This window comes from Actinotalea ferrariae CF5-4 (genome assembly GCF_000603945.1).
Lineage (GTDB): Bacteria > Actinomycetota > Actinomycetes > Actinomycetales > Cellulomonadaceae > Actinotalea > Actinotalea ferrariae.
The window spans coordinates 1-11,701 of the sequence record NZ_AXCW01000083.1 but is presented as its reverse complement, the minus strand read 5'-3'; the positions used below and the strand labels follow the sequence as shown (position 1 = coordinate 11,701).

Annotated in this window: 12 protein-coding genes; 9 read left to right on the top strand and 3 right to left on the bottom strand. The window is 75.0% G+C overall.

The window, feature by feature from the left end:
* Window positions 1–1,099 (bottom strand): metallophosphoesterase (locus N866_RS09310; RefSeq protein WP_245612477.1); only part of this gene is annotated, 1,099 nt, incomplete at its 3' end.
* A 195-nt stretch (window positions 1,100–1,294) separates the two neighbouring features.
* On the opposite strand from N866_RS09310, the gene pdxY reads away from it, so the two are divergent.
* From pdxY to N866_RS09285, 6 genes are all read left to right on the top strand, one after another.
* Window positions 1,295–2,170, top strand: a complete 876-nt coding sequence (gene pdxY, locus N866_RS09305) for a pyridoxal kinase PdxY (protein ID WP_034225592.1) — start codon at window positions 1,295–1,297, stop codon at window positions 2,168–2,170.
* A gap of 2 nt (window positions 2,171–2,172) precedes the next feature.
* A complete protein-coding gene (locus tag N866_RS09300) occupies window positions 2,173–2,739 on the top strand; it encodes a YqgE/AlgH family protein (RefSeq protein WP_034225590.1) in 567 nt (188 codons plus the stop codon).
* Between the two features lie 97 nt (window positions 2,740–2,836).
* Complete coding sequence (locus N866_RS09295; protein ID WP_034225588.1) at window positions 2,837–4,363, top strand: sensor domain-containing phosphodiesterase; 1,527 nt, start codon at window positions 2,837–2,839, stop codon at window positions 4,361–4,363.
* Window positions 4,364–4,493: 130 nt separating this feature from the next.
* On the top strand, window positions 4,494–5,342 hold the full coding sequence (locus N866_RS09290) for an NAD-dependent epimerase/dehydratase family protein (RefSeq protein WP_034225586.1): 849 nt from the start codon (window positions 4,494–4,496) through the stop codon (window positions 5,340–5,342).
* A gap of 37 nt (window positions 5,343–5,379) precedes the next feature.
* A complete protein-coding gene (locus tag N866_RS20895) occupies window positions 5,380–5,547 on the top strand; it encodes a hypothetical protein (protein WP_155855278.1) in 168 nt (55 codons plus the stop codon).
* Window positions 5,544–5,945: a type II toxin-antitoxin system VapC family toxin gene (locus N866_RS09285; RefSeq protein WP_034225584.1), complete on the top strand. Its 402-nt coding sequence runs from the start codon at window positions 5,544–5,546 to the stop codon at window positions 5,943–5,945. Before N866_RS20895 ends, N866_RS09285 begins: the two co-directional genes overlap by 4 nt.
* On the opposite strand, the gene N866_RS09280 is transcribed toward N866_RS09285, so the two are convergent.
* A complete protein-coding gene (locus tag N866_RS09280) occupies window positions 5,946–7,496 on the bottom strand; it encodes an ATP-dependent DNA ligase (RefSeq protein WP_034225582.1) in 1,551 nt (516 codons plus the stop codon).
* Window positions 7,497–7,751: 255 nt separating this feature from the next.
* On the opposite strand from N866_RS09280, the gene N866_RS09275 reads away from it, so the two are divergent.
* Window positions 7,752–8,246: a hypothetical protein gene (locus N866_RS09275; RefSeq protein ID WP_081802499.1), complete on the top strand. Its 495-nt coding sequence runs from the start codon at window positions 7,752–7,754 to the stop codon at window positions 8,244–8,246.
* Window positions 8,247–8,251: 5 nt separating this feature from the next.
* Here the strand turns inward: N866_RS09275 and N866_RS09270 are convergent, their stop codons facing one another.
* Window positions 8,252–8,704 carry a PTS sugar transporter subunit IIA gene (locus N866_RS09270; protein WP_034225580.1) on the bottom strand — a complete coding sequence of 151 codons (453 nt, stop codon included), beginning with the start codon at window positions 8,702–8,704 and terminating at the stop codon, window positions 8,252–8,254.
* 96 nt (window positions 8,705–8,800) lie between these two features.
* Here N866_RS09270 and N866_RS09265 point away from each other — a divergent pair, with 96 nt between their 5' ends.
* A complete protein-coding gene (locus N866_RS09265; RefSeq protein ID WP_052022747.1) occupies window positions 8,801–10,756 on the top strand; it encodes an amylosucrase in 1,956 nt (651 codons plus the stop codon).
* Window positions 10,753–11,622 carry an alanyl-tRNA editing protein gene (locus tag N866_RS09260; RefSeq protein WP_034225594.1) on the top strand — a complete coding sequence of 290 codons (870 nt, stop codon included), beginning with the start codon at window positions 10,753–10,755 and terminating at the stop codon, window positions 11,620–11,622. Before N866_RS09265 ends, N866_RS09260 begins: the two co-directional genes overlap by 4 nt.
* Window positions 11,623–11,701 lie beyond the last annotated feature (79 nt).

Sequence of the window (11,701 nt, the reverse complement as noted above, 5' to 3'; positions counted from 1 at the left end):
AGACCGGTGGATCAGGGCTCAGCCGTGAAGAACGCGGTCGGGGGCTGCTCGGCACGGGTCGGGTGGAGCCGATGGTGAAGGTATCGGTGAAGGTGCCGCCGGCGGCCCGCACGAAGCCGGCGGTGAGCGAGTCGGCGGTGACGCGAACGTCCAGGACGCCCCAGGTCGCGGTCGCCAGGCCGGACGCCGCGACGAAGTACGGCGCCTCCGGGTCCGAGGTGACCAGGTCGCGCAGCGTGGTGCCGCCCGTGCCGACCGTCGCGAACACGGTGCCCGCGCCCTTGGTGAGCGTCCCGTCGCGGTCGACGAGGCAGTCGGCGTCGTAGGTCCCGGGGACCATGGTCGGGCAGCCGGGGCCCAGGGCGAGCTGACCGGTGCGCTGGTAGAGGTGCTCGTGGCCGTTGAGCACGAGGTCGACGCGGCGGTCGAGCAGCAGGTTGTGCAGGTCCGCGCCCGAGTCGCAGTCGTACCGCCCCATGGAGACGCAGGGCTTGTGCATGGCCACCACGACCCAGGGCACGCCGTCGGCGCGCGCACCGTCGACGGCCGCCGACGTCCAGGCGTAGCGCGCGGAGCCGGCGGGGTACGTGGCCGCCCTGTCGGGGAAGTTCAGACCGGGGGAGAGGGCGATGTAGCGGACCAGCGGCGCCTCCTGCGGCACGTCGACGTACCACTGACGCCCGTAGACCCCGACGAGGCCGGGCAGCTGGTTGGGCAGGCAGGCGGCGAAGTCGTTGATGTTCCCGTTGAGGCCGTCGGACTCGTGGTTGCCGGCGAGGAGCTGGAAGGGGAAACCCTCGCCGACGCCGGCGAGCACGAGGTCGCACCAGGCCTGCTCCTGCCCGGCGGTGCCGTAGGAGAGGTCGCCGAGCGCGAGGTTGAGGTCGGGGGACAGCTCGGCGATCTTCTCGACGACGGCCCGGGTGTTCTCCCCGGCCCCGTAGTCGCCGGCCGCGCTGAAGCGGACCTCGCCGGGGGTGCCGAGCGCCGTGACCACCCCGGCGGTGTGCGCGCCGTCGGCGGCCCGGGGACCCGTCACCACGGCGGCGCCGATGAACGCGAGCGCCAGGAGTGCGGTCCTGATCCTGCGTCCGTCCATGACGCCTCCTCGCGTCGGGCGCCGCGCACGACGCCACGTGCCGGATTACCACAGACCGAGGCGAGAAGGGAACGTCTCACGGCCGTTCAAGGGACACGGACCTACGGATGGCGCCGGGTGGCGTTCGAGGCGGTCGACGAGGTCCCGTCCCGGCGCGGGCTGCCGGGTGCGTCCCGCCCGTCTAGCCTCGACGACGTGACCCCCACCGGCGCGGACCGCCTCCTCACCGTGCTCTCCATCCAGTCGCACGTGGCCTACGGGCACGTCGGCAACGCCGCCGCGGTCTTCGCGATGCAGCGGACCGGGGTCGAGGTCTGGCCGATCCACACCGTGCAGTTCTCCAACCACACCGGGTACGGCGCCTGGAAGGGGCGCGTGTTCGACGGCCCCGCGGTCGACGAGGTCGTCGACGGCATCGCGGACCGCGGCGTGCTGCACCGGTGCGACGGCGTCCTGTCCGGCTACCTCGGGTCCGCCGACGTCGGGCACGCCGTCCTGGCCGCCGTGGCCCGGGTGCGGGCGGCCAACCCGGACGCCGTGTACTGCGCGGACCCGGTGATCGGTGACGTCGAGCGCGGGGTGTTCGTGCGGCCGGGCATCCCGGAGCTGTTCCGCGACGTCGTCGTCCCGGCCGCCGACGTCCTGACGCCCAACCACTTCGAGCTGGACCACCTGACGGGCACCGTGTCGCGCACGCTGCCCGAGGTGCGCGACGCCGTCGCGGCCCTCCAGGCACGCGGACCCCGTGCGGTGCTGGTGACCTCGCTGGACACCGACGACACCCCGGCGGGCGCCGTGGACCTCCTGGCCGCCGAGGGGGACCGGGCCTACCGCGTGCGCACGCCGCGCCTGGGGCTGTCCGTCAACGGCGCCGGCGACGCGATCGCGGCCTTGTTCCTGGTGCACTGGCTGCGCTCGCGGTCGGTGGAGGTCGCGGTGCGGCACGCCACCTCGGCCGTGCACGCCGTGCTCGCCGCGACGGAGCGGGCCGGGTCACGGGAGATCACGCTCGTCGCGGCCCAGGACCAGCTCGTGCGGCCCGACGTGCTCTTCGACGTCGAGGAGGTGTAGGCGTGGTCGCTGACGCCCCCGACCTGGACGGCCGGCTCCTCGTCGCCTCGCCGGCCCTCGGCGACGAGCGCTTCGCGCGCACCGTCGTGCTCCTGCTGCACCACGGCGACGACGGCGCCTTCGGGGTCGTCCTCAACCGTCCGCTGCCGGTGCGGGTCGACGCGGTCCTGCCCGCCTGGCAGGAGGTCGTGGCGGCGCCGGGCCGGCTGTTCCAGGGCGGACCCGTCGGCCTGGACGGCGCCCTGGGCCTGGTGACCCTGCCCGACGGCGGGGACCTGCACCCTGGGGTGTCGCGCCTCGCCGGCCCGTTCGGCGTGGTCGACCTCGACTCCGACCCGGGTCAGGGGCCGTTGGGGGTCACGGGGGTCCGGATCTTCGCCGGCCACTCGGGGTGGGCGGCCGGTCAGCTCGAGGACGAGATCGCCGCGGGGGACTGGTACGTCCTGGAGGCGGACCCCGCCGATGCGACGACCCCGCAGCCCGACGCGCTGTGGCGGCGGGTGCTGCGCCGGCAGGGCGGCGCGATGGCGATCGTGTCCACGTTCCCCCCGGACCCCAGCCTCAACTGAGGTGCGACCTCACCCCACCCGTACGGGTGAGGACCCTGGTGCGCGGCGCCCGGAGGTCGATGATGGTCGCTGACGAGCGAGCCCCGGGGGTGGACCTGTGATCGACGCGGCGACCGCGGCGCCGGCGGTGGTGGAGCGCCGGCTGCGCGACGTCCTCGGCGTGCTCGGGAGCGCCGACGGCGTCCTGGACGTCCACCTCCAGCCCATCGTCGCCCTCCCCGCCGGGGAGGTCGTCGAGCTCGAGGCCCTGGTCCGCTGGCACGACCCCGAGCTGGGCGACGTGCCCCCCGACGTGCTCGTCCCGGTCGCCGAGGCCACCGGGCTCATCGGCGCCCTCGGCCGCTGGGTGCTCGAGCGGGCGTGCGTGGCGGCCGTGGGCTGGCCGGTGCCGCCGGGCGGCGCCGAGCCCCCGCGCGTCGCCGTCAACGTCTCGCCGCTGCAGCTCGTGGACCCCGCGTTCCACGACGACGTCGTGGGCATCCTCCGGGCCACCGGGCTGCCCGCAACCCGCCTCGTGGTGGAGGTCACCGAGCAGGCGGGCGTGGAGGACCTCGGCACCACGCAGGCGGTCCTGTCCCGCCTGCGCGCCCGGGGCGTGCGGGTCGCGCTGGACGACTTCGGCGCCGGGCGCACCTCCCTCACGCTCCTGCGGGAGCTTCCCCTGGACGTGGTGAAGATCGACCGCACGTTCGTCTCGGGGGCCGCGCCCGGCGCCGCCGAGGGGGTGCTCCTGCGTCTCCTGGTGGACGCGTGCCACAGCCTCGGCCTGGAGGTCGTCGCGGAGGGCGTGGAGGACGCGGAGCAGGCGACCCGGGTGGCCGCGCTGGGGATCGACCGTGCGCAGGGGTGGCACTTCGGCCGGCCGACCCCCGCCGCGCTGGTGGGTCCGCTCCTCGCCGAGGCGACCGCCGTCGACCTGCTGCACCGGCGACGCCGCCTCGGCGACACGACCGACGAGTTCGTCGTCGTGACGGGGCCGGACCGGACCGTCCTCTTCGTCTCCTCCGGCGTCTTCGACGTGCTCGGGGTGCGGCCGCAGGACGTCGTCGGGCGCGACGCGACCGAGCTCCTGCACTCGGAGGAGGTCACCAAGGTCCCGGCCGCGGGCACGGCCCGCGCGGTGGAGCGCCTCCTGCGGGTCACGCGCCGGGACGGGGGCGTCCGGTGGCTCCGGGTCCGGACGTCGGTCGTGGTCGACCCGGTCCAGGGCCCGCGCGCGGTGAGCACGTGCCGCGACGTCACGGAGACGGAGGTCGTCCGACGGAGGGCACGGGACGTCGAGCAGACCTTCCAGCGGGCCTTCGACGAGGCACCCTGCGGCATGAGCCTCACGGGCCTGGACGGCACCGTCCTGTCGGTCAACCGGGCGCTGGCCGAGCTGCTCGGGCGTGCCGCGGAGGACCTGGTGGGCCGGCACGTCGACGACCTCACCCACCCGGAGGACCGCGCGGCCGACGGCCTCAACTTCCGCGGGCACCGGGAGGGCCGGCTCGACACGGTGAGGGTGCGGAAACGGTACGTCCACGCGGACGGCTCGGCGGTGCCGGTGGACGTCGTCGCCTCGGTGGTCCACGGCGACGACGGTCACCCGCTCGTCCTCGTCGCCCACGTGACGGCGGCCTGAGGCGCGCCCCGGTCGTGCCGGCGTCCGCGACACGTCAGGATCGTGGCGGTCGACGACCCCGGTGGGCACCTCGCCGAGGCGCCCACCCGGACGCCGTCGCCCGTCGTCCGAGAGGCCTGAGGAGGCACGCATGAGGATCGCCGTCACCGGTGGGAGCGGGAAGCTCGGCCGGCACGTCCTGCGCCGGCTGCGCGAGGACGGGCACGAGGTGCTCAACCTCGACCGGTCGGGGGAGCGCAGCCACCAGCTCGTCCTGGTGGACCTCACCGACTACGGGCAGGTCGCGGACGTCATCCTCGGCCTGGACGACCGGCACGACGGCCTGGACGCCGTGGTGCACCTGGGGGCCGTCCCGGCGCCGGGGCTGCTCCCGGACGCCGCCACGTTCCACAACAACATGCTGAGCACCTACAACGTGTTCCAGGCAGCCCGCCGGGCCGGCATCCGCCGGATCGTCCACGCCTCCAGCGAGACCGTCCTGGGGCTGCCGTTCGACACCCCGCCGCCGTACATCCCGGTCGACGAGGAGTACCCGGCGCGCCCGGAGAGCACCTACTCCCTCGTCAAGCACCTCGAGGAGCAGATGGCGGTCCAGCTGACCCGGTGGGACCCGGAGCTCAGCATCACCGCGCTGCGGTTCTCCAACGTCATGGACGTCGAGGACTACGCCGCGTTCCCGTCGTTCGACGCCGACCCGACGGCGCGCCGCTGGAACCTGTGGGCCTACATCGACGGCCGGGACGGCGCGCAGGCCGTGGCCCGGGCCCTCGAGCGCGCGGAGCCCGGCTTCGAGGCGTTCGTCATCGCGAACGCGGACACGGTCATGAGCCGGCGCAGCGCCGACCTGGCCGCCGAGGTGTACCCCGGGGTCGAGGTGACCAAGGAGCTCGGCGAGCACGAGACGATGCTGTCGATCGACAAGGCCCGGCGGGTGCTCGGCTACGAGCCGGAGCACTCCTGGCGTGACCACGTCTCGTGAGCGGCCGACCGCGGCGGGCGGGGCTAGCGTGGCCGTCATGAGCGAGTCCCCGGGCCACGACATCCCCACCATCGAGGACGACGAGACCGTCGCGCCGCGACCGGAGGAGGAGATCGCCGACGTCGCGCGCTCGCGGCCGGATCCGCTCGGCCACGGCGGCGACGCGCCCGAGGGCGGCGGGGACGTGGCGACCGGGACGTCGTGACGAGGTACGTGGTGGACGCCGGCGTCGTGCTGCGCCTGGCGGCGGAGGGCGTCGTCGTCGGCGGGGACGACGAGCTGCTCGCCCCGACGCTCGTCCGCTCCCAGACGCTGTCGCTGCTCCACGAGGCCGTCCAGCGGGGCGACCTCACGGCGGGGGAGGGCCGGGAACGCCTCACGGCCGTCAACGCGGTGCTGCAGCGGACGCGCCTGCTCGGTGACGCCGTGCTCCGCAGGACCGCGTGGGACCTCGCCACCCGCCTGGGCTGGGCCTCGACCTACGACGCCGAGTACCTCGCCCTCACGCGGCTCCAGGGTGACGCCTTCGTCACGCTCGACCCGGAGCTCGCGCGCCGCGCCGCCGACGAGGTGACGACCGCGCCGTACGAGGCCCTGGGGTAGTCAGTCGTCCGTCCGGGTCAGGCCGGCGAGGGCGCGGACGGCGTCGATGGTGTCGGCGTCGTCGACGGTCTTGTCGCTGCGGTAGCGCAGCACCCGCGCGAAGCGCAGGGCCAGCCCGCCGGGGTAGCGGGTGGAGCGCTGCAGGCCGTCGAACGCGATCTCGACGACCTGCTCGGGCCGCAGGGTGACCGTCCAGCCGTCGTCGGCCGTCTCGAGCTCGCGGAAACGCGCGGTCTGCCACGCGAGCATCTCGTCCGTCATCCCCTTGAACGTCTTGCCCAGCATGACGAACCCGCCCGCCCCGTCCCGCGCCCCGAGGTGGATGTTCGACAGCAGGCCCGCGCGCCGGCCCGAGCCGCGCTCGACGGCCAGCACCACCAGGTCCAGCGTGTGCCGCGGCTTGACCTTCACCCACGCGCTCCCGCGCCGCCCGGCCTCGTACGGCGCGCCCGCGTCCTTGACGACGACGCCCTCCTGGCCGCCTGCCACGACCCAGCGGGTGAACGCCTCCTGCGCGACCGCGGGGTCGGCGGTGACGACGCGCTCGACGGCGTGCTCCCCGGCCACCGCGTCCAGCACGGCCAGCCGCTCCGTGAGCGGGACGTCCAGCAGGTCTCGCCCGTCCGCGTGGAGGACGTCGAAGAAGAAGGGGCGCAGGGTGGTGGCCGCCGCGAGCTCGGCGTCGCGGGTGGCGCTGCGGGCGGACGTCTCCTGGAAGGGGCGGGGTCGCCCGTCCGCGTCGAGCGCGAGGGCCTCCCCGTCCAGCACGACCGTGCGGACCGGCAGCGCCCGGACGGCCGCCACGATCTCGGGGACCCGGTCGGTGATGTCGTCGAGGCTCCGTGTCCAGACGCCGACGACGTCGCCGTCGCGGTGCACCTGGATGCGGATGCCGTCGAGCTTGGCGTCCACGACGACCGGCCGGCCAGCGAACCCGGTGACCGCTGCCGGGACGTCGGGTGCGGACGCCGCGAGCATGGGACGCACGGGTCGTCCGACGGTGAGCGTGAACGCCTCCAGGGCGTCCCGGGCGGCGTCCGGACCGGGCGCCGTGAGGGCGGCGGTCGCCACCGGCTCCGCGGCTCCGGCCAGCATCGCGGCGCGACGGACGACGTCGGCCGGGACCCCGGCGGCCTCGGCGACGGCGTCGAGCAGGAGGGCGTCGAGGGCGCCCTGGCGGAGCTCCCCGGTGACGAGGCCCCGGAGCAGGTGCTGCTCGGGCGCTGTGGCGGCGGCGAAGAGGTCCCGCGCCAGGGCCGTCCGCGCCGTCGCGGAGCCCGGACCCGCCAGCTGGGCCATCCGCTCGAACGCGGCGTCCACCGCCGTGACCTCCAGCGAGGGCTCGGCCGCGGGGTCGGGCAGGACCGCCAGGGACCGCCAGCCCAGGCCTGTCCGGCGCTGGCGCAGCTCGCCGGACAGGTAGCGCGCGACGACGGCGACCTCGGCCGTCGGGGTGCGCCGGAGCAGGTCGACGAGCGCGGCCCGCTTGGCCAGCCGGGAGCGGGTCGCGGCCACGGCTGCGGAGGTGGCGGCCACGTCGGCGAGGAGCACGGGACCATCCTGCCCTGCGGCCGGTCGGGGGACACCGGCGTGGTTCACCCGACGAGCAGGACGTAGGTTCCCGGACTCCCCCCGGGGGCACCACCCACCTCTGAGCGCGGCCGGCACCGTTCGGCCCGACGGTCGGCACGGGCGCCGACGCGACGGCGCTGCCCGGTTGAGGCGGCGCACGGCCCGTGACCTCCGTCCCTTCCGACGGAGGGTGCGGCTCCTAGCGTGGAGAGGTCGCCTCGTCGAGGAGTGGCCATGTCCGCCTCCGCCTTCCCTGCAGGTCCCCTCCGCCCTGCGGCCCCCACGCGACCGGCCGCGGCACGAGGACGCGCGGGCCCGGGCCCCGTAGCGCGGCGTGCCGGGCACGTCCTCGGCGCGCTGGTGGACGTGCTGCTCCTCGTCGCCGTGCTGGTGTGGCCGGGCTGGCGCGCCGTGCCGTTCCTCACGGAGGAGTTCCGCGGCGTCCTGGGCCTGCTCCTGGTGTCACTCCTGCTGAACACCGTGGCCGAGCTCGTGTACGCGCTGGTGGACCGGCCCCGGGTCAAGGCGGTGGGGGACCTCGTCACGCTCACCGTCTCGCTGCTGGTCACGCTCCGCCTGTGGCAGGTCTTCCCCTTCGACCTCCCCGACGGCACCCCGTGGGAGACGGTCGTCAGGGTGCTGCTCGTTCTCGGGATCGTCGGCGTCGTCGTCGGGATGGCGGTCGCCCTCGTCACGGCCGTGCGCCCGGCCCGTCGGCCCGCCGGCTGAGGCCGTCACGCCCAGAGCAGGAGCGGCGCGCCCGCCGCGACGTCCGACGACGGCGCCACGAGCTCCGTGACCGCCGCGGCGTCCAGCGCCACGACCGGGCACCACGCGGAGCGGCCGCCGGCGGCCACCTCGCCCGGCCGCCACGTGACGACCGCCTCGCCCTGGCGGATCTCCTGGTGGCGGCGCGCGTGCACGGTGAACCCGGCCCCGCGCAGCTGCACCGTGTCGATGCCCAGGTGGACGAGCACCCCGCGACCCTCCGCCGTCACGACGACGAACGCGTGGGGATGCAGCGCGGACACGACGCCGCTGACCGGCGCGGTCGCGGTGACGCGTCCGGCACCGGTCGGATCGATCGCCAGCCCCGGGCCGACCATGGCGGCCGCGAAGACGGGGTCGGGTACCTCGGCGAGCGCCCGGACCACCCCGGCGAGCGGGGCGTGGACCGTCGTCGGCATGGGACCTCCCCTCCGCGGTCCGGCCCGGCAGCCGGTGGCCCATTGTGACGCGGACAGGGCGCACGGTGGGCCCGCCGGCTTCGTAGGCTGGGCGCCGTGAGCACGCCAGACGACGCGACCCCGACCACCGGACCGGCCCCGACCAGCGTCACCGCAGCGCTCGCGGCGGCGCGGCGCGCGACGACGACGGACGCGCAGTGGCGGTCGTTCCTCGAGCGGTTCGACCGGGAGTTCCCCCGTCTGGAGCAGCTGTTCGTCCGGGTCTACGGGGAGGGCAGCCGCACCCACCGGGAGCTCGCCGCTCTCGCAGGCCAGCTCGCCACGAGCTGGCAGGACCGGCCTGACGCGCTCCGGGCGCTGGACGACGCGCGGCAGGCGGACCCGCAGTGGTTCCAGTCCAACCGGATGCTCGGCGGGGTGCTCTACGTCGACCGGTACGCGGGTGACCTGGACGGCGTGCGCGCGAAGATCCCCTACTTCCGCGAGCTCGGGCTGACGTACCTGCACCTCATGCCGTTGTTCGAGGCGCCCGAGGAGAACTCCGACGGCGGGTACGCGGTGTCCAGCTACCGCGCCGTGAACCCGGCGCTGGGCGACATGGACCAGCTCACCGCGCTGGCCACGGAGCTGCGGGAGCAGGGCATCGCGCTCGTCGTCGACTTCATCTTCAACCACACCTCGGACGAGCACGTGTGGGCGCAGCGGGCGCTGGCGGGGGAGAAGGCCTACGAGGACTTCTACTGGGTCTTCCCCGACCGGACGATGCCCGACGCGTACGAGCGCACGGTGCGGGAGATCTTCCCGGACGACCACCCCGGCTCGTTCGTGCCGATGCCCGACAGCCCCGACGGCTCGCGCACCGGGCGGTGGATCTGGGCGACCTTCCACACCTTCCAGTGGGACCTCAACTACGCGAACCCGGCCGTGTTCCGCGCGATGGCGGGGGAGATGCTCTTCCTCGCGAACCGCGGCGTCGACGTGCTCCGGATGGACGCGGTCGCGTTCATCTGGAAGCAGCTCGGGACGGCGTGCGAGTCGCTGCCGGAGGCGCACCTGCTCATCCAGGCGTTCAACGCGGCCCTGCGCATCGCGGCCCCGGCGGTGATCTTCAAGTCCGAGGCGATCGTCCACCCGGACGAGGTCGTCCAGTACATCTCCCCGGACGAGTGCCAGATCGCCTACAACCCGCTCCAGATGGCGCTCATCTGGAACTCCCTGGCGACGCGGGACGGCCGGATGCTCCAGCAGGCGCTGGAGCGCCGGCACGCGCTGCCGCCCGGGACCGCCTGGGTCAACTACGTGCGCGGGCACGACGACATCGGCTGGACCTTCGCCGACGAGGACGCTGCCGAGCTCGGCATCGACGGCTTCGACCACCGCCGGTTCCTCAACGCCTTCTACGTGGACCGCTTCCCCGGCTCCTTCGCGCGGGGGGTCCCGTTCCAGGACAACCCCCGCACGGGCGACTGCCGCATCGCGGGCACGACGGCGTCGCTGGCCGGCGTCGAGGCGGGCGACCCGGGCGGGGTGGACCGCGTGCTCCTGGCGCACTCGATCATCCTGTCCACGGGTGGCCTGCCGCTGCTGTACCTGGGTGACGAGGTGGGGCAGCTCAACGACTACGGGTACCTCGACGACCCGGCGACGGCCGGCGACAGCCGCTGGGTCAACCGCCCCTGGTACCCCGCGGACCGGTACGCCGAGCGCGACGACCCGAGCACCGACGCCGGGCGGATCCACGCCGGGCTGCGGCACCTGCTCCAGGTGCGCCGCGCCACGCCGGAGCTCGCGGGGAACACCCTCATCCCGTTCGACGCGAAGAACCCGCACCTCGTCGCCTACCAGCGGCCCGGCCACGACGACGACGGCCGGCCGACGCTGGTGCTGTGCGTCGTCAACGTCTCCGACCACCCCCAGGTGGTGGACCCGTGGACGCTGTCGGGGATGCCGGAGCACGCCGAGGACCTGCTCGTCGGGGGCACGCGCACCCTGCGGGAGGGCCTGTCCGTGCCGGCGCACGGGGTGCGGTGGCTGCGGGTGACGCGCGCGTGACCCTGCCCGCCACGGACACCGTGGTCACCTATCCCGACGGGGCGACGGCCTCCACCGGGACCGTCCTGCACGTCGAACCCCTCGCCGAGGGACGGTCGGCGGTCCTCCTCGACCGGACGGCGTGCCACCCCGTCGACACCGCCTGGCCGGACCAGCCGGCGGACCACGGCACCCTGACCACCGACCAGGGCGCCCACCCCATCGTCGACGCCCTCACCGGCGGCATCCACGACGGGGTCCTGCACCTCGGCGCGGACCTGCCCGTCCGCACGGGGACGGAGGGGTGGACCTTCGTCGTCGCGCACGTCGTCGAGGACCCACCGCCGGCGGTCGGAGCGGCCGTCCGTGTCGACGTCGACCCGACCCGCCGTGCGGCGCTGTCCGCCGGGCACACCGCCTGCCACCTCGCCGCGCTCGCGCTCGACGCGGCGCTCGCGGAGGCGTGGAGCAAGCCCGCACCCACGGACGCGCTGGGTCACCCGGCCTTCGACGCGCTGGCCATCGAGAGCTCGAGGATCCACCCCCACGGGTCCACCGACACCTACCGCATCGGTCGCTCCCTGCGCCGCAAGGGGTTCACGCCCACCGCCCTGGACGACCTGGCGGCCGTCGCCGAGCGGGTCGACGCTCAGCTGGCTCAGTGGGTCGCCGCCGGCGGCGCCGTCCGCGTCGACCGAGCCGACGACGCGTTCTCCGCCCGGCGCACCTGGGTCTGCGAGCTCCCGGCCGGCCGCACCGACATCCCCTGCGGCGGGACCCACCTCCGCGACGTCGCCGAGCTCTCCGGCGTCACCGTGACCCTCGCGGTGCACGAGGTCGACGGCGGGCTGGAGCTGACGATGGAGACGGTCGCGACCGCGGCGTAGGTCGCAGCCGCTGTCGCCGGGGGACACGCAGGGGGCGCTCAGGGGCCATCAGGGGCGCCGCGTCAGGCGGCGCTCACCG